The organism is Crenobacter intestini (assembly GCF_004919095.1).
Taxonomy (GTDB): Bacteria; Pseudomonadota; Gammaproteobacteria; order Burkholderiales; family Chromobacteriaceae; genus Craterilacuibacter; species Craterilacuibacter intestini.
This window is the reverse complement of the sequence record NZ_STGJ01000011.1, coordinates 13,051-27,512: the sequence shown is the minus strand read 5'-3', so window position 1 is coordinate 27,512 and position 14,462 is coordinate 13,051. Positions and strand designations below refer to the sequence as shown.

Below are 14,462 nucleotides of genomic sequence, written 5' to 3'. Positions count from 1 at the left end.
CTGCTTAACGCCGCTCGATCAGGGTGCGCCCCTTGTACTGGCGCACCTTGACCTTGTCGCCGACCTCAAATCCGCTGCGGTACGTGCGCACGAATCGGGCATGTTCGCCGTTTCGCAACTGGACGACAAACAGGTAGCTTCCTGCATAGCGCTGGCGCAAGTGCACGATACGGCCGTTATACCAACGGCTGTCTCGCGAACGCCAATCCTGAAGGCTGTCCCAGTCCGGCCGCTGCGGCGGATACGGGCGGGCCGCCTCCCCCCACTGCGGCGGATAGGGTCGGGCGGGCTCTCCCCACTGTACATCGTGCCCGGGGGACGGCAGCATCGGCATCTGCACCGGCGGCTGGAACGCGTGGGCCATAGTGGCACTGGCGGCCAGCGCCAGCGCGGCGAACAGCTGGGCTTTGTTCATGGAGTAATCCTTGATGGCAAAGAAGAAGTCCGCCCAGTCTCGGTGAAATTGTTTGGGTTTTTTCCTAGGGCATCCCGGAAAACTCCCAAACATTGCGCCCTAGACTGCAGGGCATGGTCACTTTCACAGGAGCTTTTCCATGCCCTTACTTCACCTCACCCGCCGCCTCGTTCTCATCACTGTCGCAAGCTGTGCAAGCTTCCTGCTGCTGCACCGCCTGAGCTACCCCTGGCTGGTCGACCGCCTTGAACAGATGGCCCGGCTGTCCGAAGCGCCTGTCGCCAACGCAGAAGCGCTAGTGGCGGCCATCAACGGCTACAACCTGTTCAACGGCTCGCTCGCCGTAGTGGCCTGCGCACTGGGCATCGCCGGTTTCGCACTGTTCGGCAGATGGCGGAGGGGCTGACTTGGCGCGCGTACTCATCGTCGACGACGACGCGGACATCCGCCACGCACTGGGCGCCCTGCTGCGCCGGCAGGGCCACGAGGTGGTGGGCGCCGCCGACGGCGCGGACGCGTTACAAACGCTGGCCGGCACAGACCCTTTTGACCTGATCGTGCTCGACATCAACATGCCGGGCCTGGACGGGATCGAGGTGTGCCGGCGGGTCCGCCAACGAGAAGTGTTGCCCATCCTGTTCCTGTCCGCACGGGGAGGCGAGCAGGACAAGGTTCAGGCGCTGATGGCCGGCGGCGACGACTATCTGGTCAAGCCCTTCTCGGCGGCCGAACTGGAGGCCCGGATCACGGCGCAGCTGCGCCGCTACCGCGTCTACCCGGCCGCCGCGCAGGCAACACGGCTGCGCGCAGGCAACCTGGAAGTCGACCCTGAGGCCCGGCAGGCGTGGGTCGGCGGGCAGCCGGTCGCGCTGACCGCCCGCGAGTTCGCCATTGTCGAGTTGCTGGCCAGGCGACCATCACGGGTGTTCAGCGTCGACGACATCTACCGGCACGCGTGGCAGGGGGCCGAGGCGGTCGCGGACAAGACCGTGATGGCGCATATCTCGAACATCCGGCACAAGTTTGCCGGGTTGGGCGACACCTCGCTGATCCGTACGGTCTGGGGCGCGGGCTACCGCCTGCTGTAACACGATGTCTTCACTGCTCTTCCGATTCATCCTGCTAGTCTTGGTCGCGGCGCTTGCCGCGACCGGCAGCTTCCTGCTCGCTTACGCCGCAGCCACGCCCTGGCTGGACAACCAACGCCTGGCACTGGCCGAAGCCGGCATGAACTGGCAACACCGCCTGCAAACCCTTGAGGAGCGGGTTGCCACCCGTCGTATCGGCAACGAGGAAGAAGCGTTGGCGCTCGGCAGGCAAATCGAACGTGAACTGGGCGAAGGCACCCAAGTCTGTGCCCAGCCCTTCGGCACACCACCACGCTGCACCGCCCAGACGCCTCATGGCAATAAACGCATGCGCTGGCTGCCCGCCGATCAGTGGGGGACGCTGCATGTGAGCGTGCCAGCCCAGACCGAAGCCATGGCCGGGGCGCTGGCCCGTTACAACCGCACCCTCGCCATCTTGTTCCTGTTCTCTGCCGGTGTCGGCGTCACCCTGCTGCTCTGGGTCATGCGCCGGCAAATCAGCCGGCTCGACGCGGTTCGCCACGCGCTGTCCCGCCTGCCCGCCGACTTCGAGACCCGGCTACCGGCAGGCGGACGGGACGAGGTTGCCGAGCTCGAGCGCAGCTTCAACCGGATGGCCGAACTTTCGGGCGAGTTGTTCGCCGAGCGTGCGCAGATGAGCGCGGCGCTCGCCCACGACCTCAGAAGCCCGCTGACCAGCCTGCTGCTCTATCTGGAACTGGCGGAGGGAGAGGATGAGCCGGCGTCACGCGCTGAATTCCTAGTGCTAGCGCGCAACAAGGGCGCAGAAATTGCCCGGCTGGCGACCCAGTTGCAAGACTTTGGCGCAATGACCGCCGAGAGCCACCTCACCACCCGAGTGGAAACGGTCGACGTGGCAGCCCTGTGCCGGACACTGTGGGCGCAAACAACGCAGGATGCCGCGTTGCGCGGGCTCGTCTGCGCACCTCCCGTTGGCGTCGACGCAAGCCTCGGCTGGCCGACCGACCCCTTGCTGCTCGAACGGGTACTGGCCAACCTGCTGGCCAACGCGGTGAAATACTCAACTGCGGGCGGAACCCTCCGCCTGTCGGTGTCCCACGCGCCACAGCAATTGACCATACAGGTTGGCAACCCGACGGCGCTGGAGCGCACGCCAGACCCTATCCTGGCGGCACTGGCCGAAGGGCGGCCGGTACGCAAGGAAAGCGGCGGTTACGGGCTGGGCCTAAATCTGGTCGCCAGGTTGGTCGGCCGACTGGGCGGACATTTCGATTTTTCTATCGAACACGGGCAATGTAGTGCCACAGTCCGGCTACCCCGGCTTCCGGCTGGGATGAGGGCCGGCGACGCCCCCCCTCTGCCTGAGCATCCTCGGGGGCGGGACTGTCTTTGAGAACGCCAGCAGCTATCACCCTCAGGCGTCCGGCCGCGTCTGCGTCACCCAGATCAGCTTCTCGGTCGCGTAGCCAAGCGCGGCGGCCTGCGCGAGCAAGGCCGTCTTGATGTCGGCTGGCAGCGTCTTCTCGCGCGCGAGGATCCACAGGTAGTCGCGGTTGTTGCCGGCGACCAGCGCCCATTGATAGTGCGGGTCCAGCGCAACCACGTGGTAGCCGCCGAAGAACGGGCCAAAGAAAGACACCTTGAGCGAGGCGACATCGGGCGAGGTGTTAAACAGCGCCCGGCCTTCCGCCTCCTTCCAGCGCGCACCCGCAGTGTCGTAGCCACGATTGAGCACCCGGATCGAGCCGTCCGCCTTTTGCGTGTAGTCGGCGCTCACGTCGCTCAGCCCGCGCTCGAACACGTGATCCAGCCGGGCGATCTCGTACCACTTGCCGGTGTAACGCGCCGGCTCGAAGCCCGTCACCGGGGTAATACCGGCAGGCGGCAGGGTCGAGCAGGCGGACAGCAACAGGCTGGTCGCTGCGATCAACAGCGTGTGAACAGAAGCCAAGCGCATCGGTTTCTCCTTGAGAAAAACATTAAACCCTACTGGCGCCCGCGCCTTGAAGGCTGGCGGCAGCTTGCGTCAGTTTGCCGGTTTGGCCGCCTGCAGGCCCTGCGCCGCCTCAAGCGGCGGCACCACGAACCAGCCGCCCACCTCGGGCAGCCTGAAGCGCTCGGCCGTGACGCCCTTTTCCACCATGGCGGCAGTCAGCGCCTGGCGGGGCGCCGCGTACGCTTCGTCGGCCATGGCGAACACCTCGTACTGCGTGCCCATCGCGTAGGTGCGGCCCAGATCCCGGTAGGTCTGCACCGCCTCGGCGGGCGTCATGTGCGCGTACTGCATGAACCAGCGCGGCTGGTAAGCGCCCACCGGCAACAGGCTGAACCTCGGTTTGCCGTACTTGGCCAGCACCTCGGCCGACAGGGCTTGTGCGTAGCCCGCGTCGCCCAGGAAGTAGACGGGGCCGCCCGGCGCCTCGACAACAAACGCGCCCCACAGGGCGTCGCGCCGGTCGAACAGGCCGCGCGCCGACCAGTGCTGCATCGGCTCCAGAGTAAAGCGCAGGTTTGGCCCAAACGCGACGCCCTGCCCCCAGTCCAGCGCCTGTACGCGCAAGTCGGGGACCGCCTCTTTCATGATCTTGTCGTTGCCAAGCGGTGCGAGCACCAGCGGTTTGAACGCCTGGTGCAGGCGGTCGAGCGTCGGCAGGTCCATGTGGTCGTAATGGTTGTGGCTGACCAGCACCACGTCGATCGGCGGCAGGTCTTCGAAACGCACGCCCGGGGCGGCCACACGCCTGGGGCCGGCAAAGCCGAACGGGCTGGCACGCGCCGACCAGATCGGGTCGGTCAGGATGTTCACCCCCTGCGTCTGCAACAGCACGCAGGCGTGCCCGACGTAGGTTACCCGCAACGCGTCCCCCTCCACCCTGCGCGGGGGGACGGACGTCGACACCTTGACCGACGCCGGCCAGTATCCTTGCTCGGCGGTGGCGCGCCACTTGAGAAAGTCCCAGAAGCGCTCGGGCATCGGCGCCCACGGGTTATTGAATTTCTGGCCGTCGAAGTGCGCACTGACCGGGCCGCGGTAGTAGCTGTTGCCACAGCCTGCAAGCAAGAACACAAGCGCCACGCCAGCCGCGAGCAGCGCCCGGCCAAAGCAAGGCTGTCGCCGCTCCCGGCGCAGCAAACCGTCAACAGCCATCCTCTCCCCCCTTCCGCCCGGGCCGGCGGCAGACGCCCGCCGTGCGGGTGCGCTACCGGCATTAGAAATTTTAATCAAAACCATAAGCAACAGTCTGTTCAACTTATGGATGGGGCTTCCTAGAATGGCCGCTTCCAGACACCACCAAGCAGGAAACACCATGAGCTACCCGCGCAATTTCAGCCATATCGGCATCACCGTCACCGACCTGGACGCCGCCGTCAAGTTCTACACCGAAGTGATGGGCTGGTACCTGATCATGCCGCCGACCACCATCACCGAAGACGACTCGGCCATCGGCGTGATGTGCAACGACGTGTTCGGCCCGGGCTGGGGTTCGTTCCGCATCGCCCACCTGTCGACCGGCGACAAGATCGGCGTCGAGCTGTTCGAGTTCCCCAACAGCGAGCGCCGCGAGAACAACTTCGAATTCTGGAAGAGCGGCGTGTTCCACTTCAGCGTGCAGGACCCGGACGTCGAAGGGCTGGCCGCCAAAATCGTCGCCGCCGGCGGCAAGCAGCGCATGCCGGTGCGCGAGTACTACCCGGGCGAGAAGCCGTACCGCATGGTCTACATGGAAGACCCGTTCGGCAACATCATAGAGATCTACAGCCACAGCTACGAGCTGACCTACTCTGCCGGCGCTTATCAAGGCTGAGTGTCGCGTACCTCAAGGCGCATGCCAAAGCCGAGGATGGACCGAGGCGACGGCCGCGCCTGATGGCGAACTGGAACGGATCAGCTTCTCGACTAATGTTCAGATCTCACTAACAGCATGAAATGGGAAAGCCATGACCTACCCGCGCAATTTCAGCCATATCGGCATCTCCGTCACCGACCTTGAAGCCGCCGTCAAGTTCTACACCGAAGTGATGGGCTGGTACCTGATCATGCCGCCGACCACCATCACCGAAGACGACTCGGCCATTGGCGTGATGTGCAGTGATGTGTTCGGCCCGGGCTGGGGTTCGTTCCGCATTGCCCACCTGTCGACCGGCGACAAGATCGGCGTCGAAATATTCCAGTTTCCAAATAGCGTGCGTCCCGAGAACAACTTCGAATACTGGAAGACCGGCGTGTTCCACTTCTGCGTGCAAGACCCGGACGTCGAAGGTCTGGCCGCCAAGATCGTCGCCGCCGGCGGCAAGCAGCGCATGCCGGTGCGCGAGTACTACCCGGGCGAGAAGCCGTACCGCATGGTCTACATGGAAGACCCGTTCGGCAACATCGTCGAGATCTACAGCCACAGCTACGAGCTGACCTATTCGGCCGGTGCTTATCAAAGCTAAAGCCAAACACGGCAAACACGCCAGCGGCCTGACGACTCGCGCCAAGGCCACTGGCGCTGGCCGAATTTCTTTACCAAGCAAATCTAAAAGGGATTCAGATGAACATTCCGGCCATCGGTGTCGGCACCTTCCGCCTCAAGGGGCAAACGGTCATCGATTCGGTGACGCAGGCGCTCGAGCTGGGTTACCGCGCGATCGACACCGCGCAGATCTACGGCAACGAGGCGGACATCGGGCAGGCGATCAAGGCGTCCGGGCTCTCGCCCGACGCGCTGTTCATCACCAGCAAGGTCTGGGTCGACAGCATGGCGCCGGGCAAGTTGCAGGCAAGCCTGCGCGAGAGCGCGGACAAGCTGGGGGTCGACCGGCTGGACCTCGCGCTGATCCACTGGCCGGCACCAAACGGCCCGGTCAGGCTGGAAGACAGCGTGGAAGCGCTGGCCGACGCGCAGGCGCAGGGGCTGACCCGGCTGATCGGCGTGTCCAACTTCAATATCGCCGACACCACACGCGCGCTGTCGGTAGTCGGCCCGGCGGGCCTTGCCACCAACCAGATCGAGCTGAGCCCCTACGTGCAGAGCCCGCGTCTGGTGCGCTTCTTGCAAAGCCAGAACGTGCACGTCACCTCCTACATGACTCTTGCCTACGGGCAGGTGATGCAGGATGCGGTGCTGCAGGGCATCGCTGCTAGGCGCGGGGCCACCGTCGCACAGGTCGCGCTGGCCTGGGCCATGCAGCAGGGCTTCTCGGTGATCCCTTCGTCCACCCGCGCGGCCAACCTGCAAAGCAACCTGGCCGCAAGCGAGCTTGCACTGGACGACGCGGACATGGCCGCCATCGTCCGCCTCAACCGTCAGGCAAGGCTGGCTACCCCGCCCGACATTGCTTCTGCCTGGGATGACTGAAAGGACGCCCGCCATGACTGACACCACCATGCAGGCCTTCGTACTGCCAAGCGCTCAAGCCGACTTCGCGCTGCAGGCCGCCACACTGCCGCGCCCGGCGCCGGCTGCGGGCGAAATCCGGCTGCGTATCGCCGCCGCTGCGCTCAACCCGGTCGACGCCAAGCTGTGCGTGGGCGGCCATCCGGCCTGGCGCTGGCCGCACGTGCCCGGCGTCGACGCCGCCGGGGTGGTCGACGCGGTCGGTGCAGGGGTGGATGCGGCCTGGCTGGGCCGGCGCGTCATCGCGCATACCGCGCTGGCGCCGCCCGGCACCTTTGCCCAGTGGGTGGTGACGCCGGCGCACGCCGTGAGCGTGGTACCGGACGAAATCGACCTCGTCACCGCCGCCAGCCTGCCCTGCGCGGCGCTGACCGCCTGGCAGGCGCTGTCGCGCCGGCTGCGCCTGCAATCGGGGCAGACCCTCCTGATCGAGGCGGCCGCCGGCGGCGTCGGCGGCTTCGCGGTGCAGATGGCCAAGGCGCTGGGCGCGCGCGTGATCGCCACCGCGTCATCCCGCAACGCAGACTACGTCGCGTCGCTCGGCGCCGACGCAGTGATCGACTACCAAAACGAAGACGTGGCTGCGCGGGTGCGTGAATTGACGCAAGGCGCAGGCGTCGACGCGGTGCTGGACGGCATCGGCGGCGAGGCCGCACATCGCGACCTGCAACTGATGAAGTTCGGCGGGCAGTTCGCCAGCCTGCTGGGCATGCCCGACACCACCGGCATCGACCTGTTCGCGCTCGCGCCAGGCATCCATGTGATCGCGCTGGGCGGCGCGTGGATCAGCGGCGACTTGTCTGCCCAGCGGGACCTCGCGCGGATGGGGGACGAGGTGCTGGCGATGCTGCAGCAAAACCGCATCGCCCCGCTGCCGATCAGAGTGATCCAACCGGACGCCGCGCAACTGACCGCCGCCTTGCACCGACAGTTGGCCGGACGGGTGCGCGGCAAGCAGGTGCTGGCGCTGGACAGCCTGCATTAAAACCACAAACCAGCGCAGCGACACGGCTGCGCCCAGTTGCCTGACGCCCTGCTCGCAGGATGTTGAAATCGGCCAGCTGGACGGGCTCAGTGCGCCAATTTGAGTGTCACGACCCCTGCGATGATCAGCCCGACCCCCATGAAGCGGGCAAAAGTTGCCGGGTCTCCGTAATACAGGACCCCGACGAGGAAAGTGCCTGCGCCACCGATGCCAGTCCAGACCGCGTACGCAGTACCGATCGGGATGTGCTTCTGCGATAGCCAGAGCAAGGCTCCACTTGCTGCCATGAAAAAAATCGCCGTGGCAATGCCAAGAACCCGCGTAGCAGGGTCCTGTGCCATTTTCAGGCCAACCGGCCAGCCGATTTCAAGAAGACCGGCAAGACATAGATAAATCCAACTCATGAACATCACGGACACTTTCCCGTTAAAATACGATCGTATCTTAACAAGAGAGAGGAGCAATGAAAAGTGACGAGACCTCGAACCGTAGACCGTGAACGCTTGCTGGATTCGGTGGAACAAGTCGTTTCTACCCTCGGCCCATCCGGGCTCACGTTCGGCTCCGTGGCTACGACATCCGGCCTTTCCAAGGCCACAGTGCAATCGGTGTTCTCCAGCCGGGAAGGCATGATCGAGGCATTGCTGGAACGATGGTTGCAGCAAGAGAGGGGCGCGTTCATACAGCGCGCAGGTGACTCCCTCACTTTGCGGGATCGCGTCCGCGCCCACATCCAGACCATGCTGGAGCCGGCTGAAGATGCCAACAGCCGAATGGCGGCGTCTCTCGCTGCACTGGCGAGCACTAACAGCAGGATGGATGGGGTCATGCAGTGGTACGCAGACCGCATGGGAGACTTTTCGGCAACCACCGACGAGGAAAAGCATCTGCGTATGGCTTTTTTGGCGGCGGAAGGCGCCTTTTTCGTCCGGTATCTGGCTAGAGCCCCGATCAGCGCAGAACAATGGGAAGACATTGCCCAGGACTTGCGGAACTTCGCTGAAGAATGACCCCAGCCGTAGCCGCCAAGGCTGACAGTCATCTACAAATAGCCGCGGTCTTACAATGCCCGCCCTTACATGGCCGCCAGATGCGCGCGCATCGCTTCCAGCGCGTGCGACGCGGCCGCGCTGAGCGGCCATTCGCGGCGGGTGACCAGCCATAAGGTGTCGACCACCGGCGGGTCCTGTTCGACCACATAAAGCTCGGACGGGCGGCCGAAGGCGCTGACCGCGAACTGCGGCAACACGGTAAAGCCGAGTCCGCGGGCGACCGGCTCGAGGATCAGGCTGATCTGGTTGACGAAGCCGCGCTCGGGGAGCGTCGACACCCGCTGCCCCGGGTAGCGGCGGCTAAAGAGCCTCGCCGCCATGTCGGCGCCGTCCGGGTGGCCGATCATGCCCAGACGCTGCAAAACAGCCCAGTCGGGTTGCGGGTGGCCAGCGGGCAACACCAGCCGCAGCGCCTCGTCGACGAACTCGCTCGCCTCAAGCCGCGTGTCGTCCGGCGGCCGGGTGGAGAGGCCGAACTCAATCTGCCCGTCCAGCAGCATGGCGGCGATCTGCGCGCTGGGCGCGAAGCGGTGGCTGACCTGCAAGCCCGGGTGGCGCGCCTGCAAGTCGAGTAGACAGCGGTAGAGCGCGAGCCCGATGCTGCCGGGCGTCGCCAGCGACACCGCGCCCTGCGCCGGGTCGTCGTCGGCAAGCCTGGCGCGCAGGCGGGCGGTCGCCGCCGCCACCTCTTCGGCGTATTCGAACAGCAGCCGCCCTTGCGGCGTCAGTTCGATCTGCCGCCGCTCGCGCAGCAGCAAACGCCCGTAGCCGTCCTCCAGATGGCGGATATGCTGGCTGACCGCCGCCTGCGTGATATCCAGCGCCTCGGCCGCACGGGTGAAGCTGCCGGTCGCCACCACGGCCAGCAAGGAGCGCAGCCACAGGGGGTTGATCAGCTCAAACCCGGCCACAGGCTTGCTCCGTGCGATGTCGTCAACTTGATCAGTCCTTGCGCAACACGGCACGCTTCACGCGGATGTCGACGATGATGGTGATGACAGCTGCAGCCGCGGCGACAAACAAGGCGGCCGCAAGCGGGCTGACCAGTACGGTCCCTGCCAGGCGGTGCCACAGCAAGGCAAAGATCACACTTGCGCCGAACAGCATCACCGCCTGCTCCAAGGCCAACAGCACAAGGGTGGGAAACACCGGTTTGCGCGGGGTGACGCCGGCGGACTTCTGGAACAACACGGCCGTGATCACGCCGAGGATGGCCGACAGCGAGAACGACAGGGCAACCACCTCGGACCAGACGGTCATCTCTCCTCCGTTGGAGACGTCAACCGTCAACGGGATCAGCGCGGCGCCCTTGAACCCCTGGTAGGCGATGGCCCCGTTGATCACGGCGTTGATCAAGCCGGGGATCAGGGCTGAGCGAACGCCTATCTGGCTGGCTGCATGCATGGGCGGTACTCCGATTCAGGTTCAAAAACGAAATGAAGCCGGCGAAGAACTTAAGCGCCAGGCAGATTTTTCAATGTATGTGCAGTCACGTCCGACGGATAGGCAGCAAGATGAGGTCAAACAGGATTGCCAACTTTGGCGACCCGCGGAAAGCCGGATCAGGTAGCGGTGGGCTCAAAGACAGCTTGGGACAGGTTCAAGAATATTGCACGAGCCAACCCGCCATGCCACCGCCTGCGATCAACCACAGAGGATGCGCGCGGCAGGACAACGCGACCACAGCGGTCACCAACGTCAACACCCAGCCAGACAGCCCGTGGTTGCTGGAGCGTGCCAGGATGCCACCCGACGCGAGCAACAGGCCGACCGTGGCAGGGGCCAGTGCTGCGAGCAGGGCTTTCACGACCTGTTGCTGCCGGTTACGAACCAGCGTGCAGGCACAGAGGTAGACAACCAGTGCGGCAGGCAAGAGCATGGCCAGGGTAGACACCAGCGCGCCCGCCAGGCCGGCCACCCGCCAGCCCAGCAAAGTCACCACTATCACATTGGGCCCGGGCGCCGTCTGCGCGAGGGCAAAGAGTTCAGCAAACTCGGCCGCGCCCAGCCACTGCTGCTCGACGACAAAAAAGCGCTGCATGCTCCCCAAGGCCACATTGACGCCGCCGAAAGCCTGCAGGGAGAGGCGGCCGAAAAAGACCGCCAGCGTCCATAGCACCTGGGGGTCAGCCATCGCGCCGTCCTGTGTACGCGTGCAGGGCCAGCGCGGCGGGCACCTGCACGGCGAGCACCTGCCAAAGCGACCAGCCAAACAGGCCCAGCGCGGTACACGCGGCCATTGCGAGCAACACGTCGACCCGCCGCCGGGATATGCCTCTGAACAGGCTCAGCGCGCTGGCAAGCAGCAAGCCTGCACCGACCGAAGCCATCCCCGAGAGCGCGGCGTGCACCTGAGGCTGGTGGCCAAAATGCGCGTAGGCCGCGCCCAGTGCCAATACGATCAGGCAAGGCGCAAACAGCAAGCCCCCCAGGGCAGCAGCGGCGCCCCGCCAACCGGCAAACTGGGTACCGACAATCAGCGCCAGATTGCAGACGTTGGGGCCGGGCAGCACCTGCGCGATGCCCAGCAACTCCGTGAATGTTTTCTGGTCAATCCAGCGTAACTGGTCAACCAGCGCGCGTTGGGCCCATGGCAGGCAGCCACCAAAGCCTGAGAGACCCACCTTGGCGAACTGCACGAAAAGCTTGCCGGCATCCGGTGCGGCCATCGCCTCTTCCCCCTATCCAGAACAATCCAACTAAGAACCGCACGCGCAGGCTCCTCAAGACAAACAGGGCGGCGCCAGCAGGCGCCGCCCTGTACCGACAGCGTATCCCAGTCAGAACTGTGGAAAATCCCGAAGCCTACACCGTTGGCCTTGTCCAGATGGTCTGGTGTCGAAGACCACTGACCGGCAGCCAGCTCAAGATTGGTGCGCTTGGGGAGATCGTAACGCACCGCCGCCACACATTGAAGTCATTCACTATCCTTTATGATTTCCCGATCCGTCTTCAGGTTCCATCCCTTGGAGACATAGGCCTTCAGCCGCACTTGCTTGCCCAACTAGTACTCGCTGGCTACCTACATCTACGGTACTTGGCGGGAATGCCCATTTTGTAGTTCTGGCTGAGGATTTTTAGAACGCCCTTGAAGTTATCATCTTCGTAAAAAGCCATGCTAGCGCAGCCCATACAGCACCACTCACACTCGGCCTTGCATGCGTCAGCCTAGAGCATCCGGTACCAGCACGGGCCGTGCGGTGGCCACGCCTTCCTTCATCGCCAGCAAGGCCTCGGGCAGCGCGTCGAAGGGGAAGGTTTCCAGCGGCACCGCCTGCAGGCGCTGCCTGGCGACGTCCGCGAGCAAGGCCGCGCCAGTTGCCATCAGTGCGGCGCGGCCGGCGGCGTCCGCGTATTCGTGCACGCTGTTGAGGGCCACTTCGTGCAGCGAGAGCGCGGTGGTAAACGCGGGCAGCGGCGGCACTTCCTGCCGGTCCTGGATGCAGACCAGGTGTCCGTTGTAGGCGAGCAGCGGCGCGAGCCCGGCCGCCGCGGCGCCGCTTGCGCTGTCGATCACCGCGTAAAACGGTGTGCCCAAGCGTTGCAGCCGCTCAACCCAGTCGGCCGAGCGCTCGTCCACGCAGTGGCGGGCGCCGAGGCCTGCCAGACGCGGGTGGTGGCGGCTGCCGGCGGCCGCCCACACGTCAAAACCGGCCCGCGCCAGCAACTGGACGACAAAGGTACCGACCGCCCCGCCGGCGCGGGTGACCAGCACGGCTGCGCCTTTGGCCGGCGGCAACTTGGCGACGGCCTGGCTTGCGGTCAGCGCCGGGCAAGGCAGGCTGGCCGCCGTGGCGAAATCTAGCCCGTCTGGCACGCGCATCACCACGTCGGCGGCAAGCACGGTATGGCTGGCAAAGCTGCCGTCGCGGAACAGGTCCTGGTGGTAGGCGACGCGGCAGCCCACCGGCAGCGTGACGCCCTCGCCTGCGGCGACCACCACCCCCGCGCCGTCGACGCCCGGGATATGGCCGGCCTGCCAGCGCGGGTGGCCCCAGCCGACGAACTTCCAGTCGACCGGGTTGAGGCCGACCGCATGGTTCTCGATCAGCACCTCGCCCGCCTGCGGCTGCGGCCGCTCAAGGTGGCGCAGGATCAGGTCGGTCGGCTCGCCCGGTTCAGTCCAGGTCCAGGCTTGCATGCAGTTTTTCATGAGGGGTCTCCCGAGTCAGTGCAGCGCAGCGGCGATCTGCCGCAGCGGATGGATGGATGGATTGTCCCCGCCCGGGCGCGGCAGAAAAAGCCGGCGCCGGGCAACAGGCCATTGCTGCGGCAGCAACAATGGCCGGGCACGAACCAGCCTTCACCGGGGCGGAAAGCGCCGGGTCTTTGCTCAGTGCGCGGCGACGGCGTGGGCCGGTTTGGCCAGCGGGCCGGAGCCGGCCCTGCGGTCGAGGCGGCCTGCCCAGGTGGTCAGGCCCAGCGCAGCGACCACGATCAGCGCACCGATCCACGGGGTGGCCAGCAGGCCCAGGGTGCTGACGATCACGCCGCCGATCCATGCGCCCAGTGCGATGCCGACATTGAAGGCCGCGATATTGAGGCCGGAGGCGACGTCAACGGCTTGCGGCGCCTCACGCTCGGCCTGCTGCACCACGTAGACCTGCAGGCCGGCCACGTTGCCGAAGGCAACCGCGCCCCAGGCCAGCACGGTGGCCACCACCAGCGGGGTCGATGGTGCGGTAAAGGTCAGCGCCAGCAGCACCAGCGCGAGCAGGGTGAAAATGATCTGCAGGGCGCGGATCGGGCCTTTCCTGTCGGCCAGCTTGCCGCCCCAGATATTGCCGAAGGCCACCGACACGCCGTACACCAGCATCACCAGGCCGACGCTCGACGCGCCCATGCCGGTCACCTGCTCGAGGATGGGCGCAAGGTAGGTGAAGGCGGTGAACGAACCGCCGTAGCCCAGCGCGGTCATCGCGTAGACCAGCAGCAGGCGCGGCTTCTTCAGCACGGCCATCTGGGTGAGCAGCGACGCGGGCTTGGGCTGCGCGATGTTGTTCGGGATCAGCAGCAGGCTGCCGACGAAGGCCACCACGCCCAGCATGGACACGGCAAGGAAGGTCGCCTGCCAGCCGAAATGCTGGCCGACCCAGGTCCCCAGCGGCACACCGGTCACCAGCGCGACGGTCAGGCCGCTGAACATGACGGCGATGGCACTGGCCGCCTTCTCCTTGGGCACCAGGCTGGTGGCGATGGTCGAGCCGATCGAGAAGAACACGCCGTGCGCGAGGCCGGTCAGCACGCGGGCCGCCATCAGCGCCTCGTAGCCCGGCGCCATCCAGGCCAGCAAGTTGCCGGCGGTAAACAGCGCCATCAGCGCGAGCAGCAACTGCTTGCGCGGCACGCGCCCGGTCAAGGCGGTGAGCACCGGTGCGCCGACGGCGACACCCAGCGCGTACAGGCTGACCAGAAGGCCGGCCGACGGCACGGAAACGCCCAGGCTCTGGGCAATGGTCGGGATCAGCCCGACGATCACGAATTCGGTGGTACCAATGGCGAAGGCGCTGAGCGTCAGCGCCCACAAGGCGAGCGGCATGATGGATTCCTTTGCGGAGG

The 14,462-nt window shown here is 65.6% G+C and carries 18 protein-coding genes; 8 read left to right on the top strand and 10 right to left on the bottom strand.

The window, feature by feature from the left end; genetic code table 11:
* Positions 1–4: 4 nt before the first annotated feature.
* On the bottom strand, positions 5–415 hold the full coding sequence (locus E5K04_RS10630) for a hypothetical protein (RefSeq protein ID WP_136553839.1): 411 nt from the start codon (positions 413–415) through the stop codon (positions 5–7).
* 139 nt (positions 416–554) lie between these two features.
* Here E5K04_RS10630 and E5K04_RS10625 point away from each other — a divergent pair, with 139 nt between their 5' ends.
* From E5K04_RS10625 to E5K04_RS10615, 3 genes are read left to right on the top strand one after another with little or no spacing between them, the layout of a single operon-like run.
* On the top strand, positions 555–821 hold the full coding sequence (locus tag E5K04_RS10625) for a hypothetical protein (RefSeq protein WP_136553837.1): 267 nt from the start codon (positions 555–557) through the stop codon (positions 819–821).
* Position 822: 1 nt separating this feature from the next.
* The gene (locus E5K04_RS10620) at positions 823–1,503 is read left to right on the top strand and encodes a response regulator transcription factor (RefSeq protein ID WP_136553835.1); all 681 of its coding nucleotides are present in this window, start codon (positions 823–825) and stop codon (positions 1,501–1,503) included.
* 4 nt (positions 1,504–1,507) lie between these two features.
* A complete protein-coding gene (locus tag E5K04_RS10615) occupies positions 1,508–2,878 on the top strand; it encodes a sensor histidine kinase (protein ID WP_136553833.1) in 1,371 nt (456 codons plus the stop codon).
* Positions 2,879–2,899: 21 nt separating this feature from the next.
* Here E5K04_RS10615 and E5K04_RS10610 read toward each other — a convergent pair whose 3' ends face one another.
* Both E5K04_RS10610 and E5K04_RS10605 read right to left on the bottom strand, forming a co-directional pair.
* A complete protein-coding gene (locus E5K04_RS10610) occupies positions 2,900–3,442 on the bottom strand; it encodes a lipocalin family protein (protein WP_136553831.1) in 543 nt (180 codons plus the stop codon).
* A 69-nt stretch (positions 3,443–3,511) separates the two neighbouring features.
* The gene (locus E5K04_RS10605) at positions 3,512–4,561 is read right to left on the bottom strand and encodes an MBL fold metallo-hydrolase (RefSeq protein WP_205700347.1); all 1,050 of its coding nucleotides are present in this window, start codon (positions 4,559–4,561) and stop codon (positions 3,512–3,514) included.
* 232 nt (positions 4,562–4,793) lie between these two features.
* On the opposite strand from E5K04_RS10605, the gene E5K04_RS10600 reads away from it, so the two are divergent.
* From E5K04_RS10600 to E5K04_RS10585, 4 genes are all read left to right on the top strand, one after another.
* The gene (locus E5K04_RS10600; RefSeq protein WP_136553827.1) at positions 4,794–5,291 is read left to right on the top strand and encodes a lactoylglutathione lyase family protein; all 498 of its coding nucleotides are present in this window, start codon (positions 4,794–4,796) and stop codon (positions 5,289–5,291) included.
* A gap of 133 nt (positions 5,292–5,424) precedes the next feature.
* Positions 5,425–5,922 carry a lactoylglutathione lyase family protein gene (locus tag E5K04_RS10595; protein WP_136553825.1) on the top strand — a complete coding sequence of 166 codons (498 nt, stop codon included), beginning with the start codon at positions 5,425–5,427 and terminating at the stop codon, positions 5,920–5,922.
* 98 nt (positions 5,923–6,020) lie between these two features.
* Positions 6,021–6,827, top strand: coding sequence for a 2,5-didehydrogluconate reductase DkgB (gene dkgB / locus E5K04_RS10590; RefSeq protein WP_136553823.1), 807 nt, complete (start codon positions 6,021–6,023; stop codon positions 6,825–6,827).
* Positions 6,828–6,840: 13 nt separating this feature from the next.
* Entirely contained in the window at positions 6,841–7,851 is a 1,011-nt protein-coding gene (locus tag E5K04_RS10585; protein ID WP_168929209.1) for a zinc-binding dehydrogenase, read from the top strand.
* Between the two features lie 86 nt (positions 7,852–7,937).
* Here the strand turns inward: E5K04_RS10585 and E5K04_RS10580 are convergent, their stop codons facing one another.
* Entirely contained in the window at positions 7,938–8,261 is a 324-nt protein-coding gene (locus tag E5K04_RS10580; protein WP_456236620.1) for a DMT family transporter, read from the bottom strand.
* Between the two features lie 105 nt (positions 8,262–8,366).
* On the opposite strand from E5K04_RS10580, the gene E5K04_RS10575 reads away from it, so the two are divergent.
* A complete protein-coding gene (locus E5K04_RS10575; protein WP_205700346.1) occupies positions 8,367–8,861 on the top strand; it encodes a hypothetical protein in 495 nt (164 codons plus the stop codon).
* 65 nt (positions 8,862–8,926) lie between these two features.
* On the opposite strand, the gene E5K04_RS10570 is transcribed toward E5K04_RS10575, so the two are convergent.
* The 6 genes from E5K04_RS10570 to E5K04_RS10545 all read right to left on the bottom strand — a co-directional run bounded on the left by E5K04_RS10570 (position 8,927) and on the right by E5K04_RS10545 (position 14,442).
* A complete protein-coding gene (locus tag E5K04_RS10570) occupies positions 8,927–9,814 on the bottom strand; it encodes a LysR family transcriptional regulator (RefSeq protein WP_205700345.1) in 888 nt (295 codons plus the stop codon).
* 31 nt (positions 9,815–9,845) lie between these two features.
* The gene (locus E5K04_RS10565; RefSeq protein ID WP_136553817.1) at positions 9,846–10,307 is read right to left on the bottom strand and encodes a hypothetical protein; all 462 of its coding nucleotides are present in this window, start codon (positions 10,305–10,307) and stop codon (positions 9,846–9,848) included.
* A 196-nt stretch (positions 10,308–10,503) separates the two neighbouring features.
* Positions 10,504–11,037: a chromate transporter gene (locus tag E5K04_RS10560; protein WP_136553815.1), complete on the bottom strand. Its 534-nt coding sequence runs from the start codon at positions 11,035–11,037 to the stop codon at positions 10,504–10,506.
* Complete coding sequence (locus E5K04_RS10555) at positions 11,030–11,572, bottom strand: chromate transporter (protein WP_136553813.1); 543 nt, start codon at positions 11,570–11,572, stop codon at positions 11,030–11,032. Before E5K04_RS10555 ends, E5K04_RS10560 begins: the two co-directional genes overlap by 8 nt.
* Positions 11,573–12,066: 494 nt before the next feature.
* The gene (locus tag E5K04_RS10550; RefSeq protein WP_136553811.1) at positions 12,067–13,044 is read right to left on the bottom strand and encodes a zinc-binding dehydrogenase; all 978 of its coding nucleotides are present in this window, start codon (positions 13,042–13,044) and stop codon (positions 12,067–12,069) included.
* A 192-nt stretch (positions 13,045–13,236) separates the two neighbouring features.
* Positions 13,237–14,442 (bottom strand): MFS transporter, encoded by a 1,206-nt coding sequence (locus tag E5K04_RS10545; RefSeq protein WP_136553809.1) that lies wholly within the window; start codon positions 14,440–14,442, stop codon positions 13,237–13,239.
* Positions 14,443–14,462 lie beyond the last annotated feature (20 nt).

Coding starts and splice junctions, on each gene's coding strand:
- E5K04_RS10630 (WP_136553839.1), bottom strand. CDS start 415: ATGAACAAAGCCCAGCTGTTCGCCGCGCTGGCGCTGGCCGCCAGTGCC.
- E5K04_RS10580 (WP_456236620.1), bottom strand. CDS start 8,261: ATGTTCATGAGTTGGATTTATCTATGTCTTGCCGGTCTTCTTGAAATC.
- E5K04_RS10625 (WP_136553837.1), top strand. CDS start 555: ATGCCCTTACTTCACCTCACCCGCCGCCTCGTTCTCATCACTGTCGCA.
- E5K04_RS10550 (WP_136553811.1), bottom strand. CDS start 13,044: ATGCAAGCCTGGACCTGGACTGAACCGGGCGAGCCGACCGACCTGATC.
- E5K04_RS10610 (WP_136553831.1), bottom strand. CDS start 3,442: ATGCGCTTGGCTTCTGTTCACACGCTGTTGATCGCAGCGACCAGCCTG.
- E5K04_RS10600 (WP_136553827.1), top strand. CDS start 4,794: ATGAGCTACCCGCGCAATTTCAGCCATATCGGCATCACCGTCACCGAC.
- E5K04_RS10560 (WP_136553815.1), bottom strand. CDS start 11,037: ATGGCTGACCCCCAGGTGCTATGGACGCTGGCGGTCTTTTTCGGCCGC.
- E5K04_RS10595 (WP_136553825.1), top strand. CDS start 5,425: ATGACCTACCCGCGCAATTTCAGCCATATCGGCATCTCCGTCACCGAC.
- E5K04_RS10615 (WP_136553833.1), top strand. CDS start 1,508: ATGTCTTCACTGCTCTTCCGATTCATCCTGCTAGTCTTGGTCGCGGCG.
- dkgB (WP_136553823.1), top strand. CDS start 6,021: ATGAACATTCCGGCCATCGGTGTCGGCACCTTCCGCCTCAAGGGGCAA.
- E5K04_RS10565 (WP_136553817.1), bottom strand. CDS start 10,307: ATGCATGCAGCCAGCCAGATAGGCGTTCGCTCAGCCCTGATCCCCGGC.
- E5K04_RS10545 (WP_136553809.1), bottom strand. CDS start 14,442: ATGCCGCTCGCCTTGTGGGCGCTGACGCTCAGCGCCTTCGCCATTGGT.
- E5K04_RS10555 (WP_136553813.1), bottom strand. CDS start 11,572: ATGGCCGCACCGGATGCCGGCAAGCTTTTCGTGCAGTTCGCCAAGGTG.
- E5K04_RS10585 (WP_168929209.1), top strand. CDS start 6,841: ATGACTGACACCACCATGCAGGCCTTCGTACTGCCAAGCGCTCAAGCC.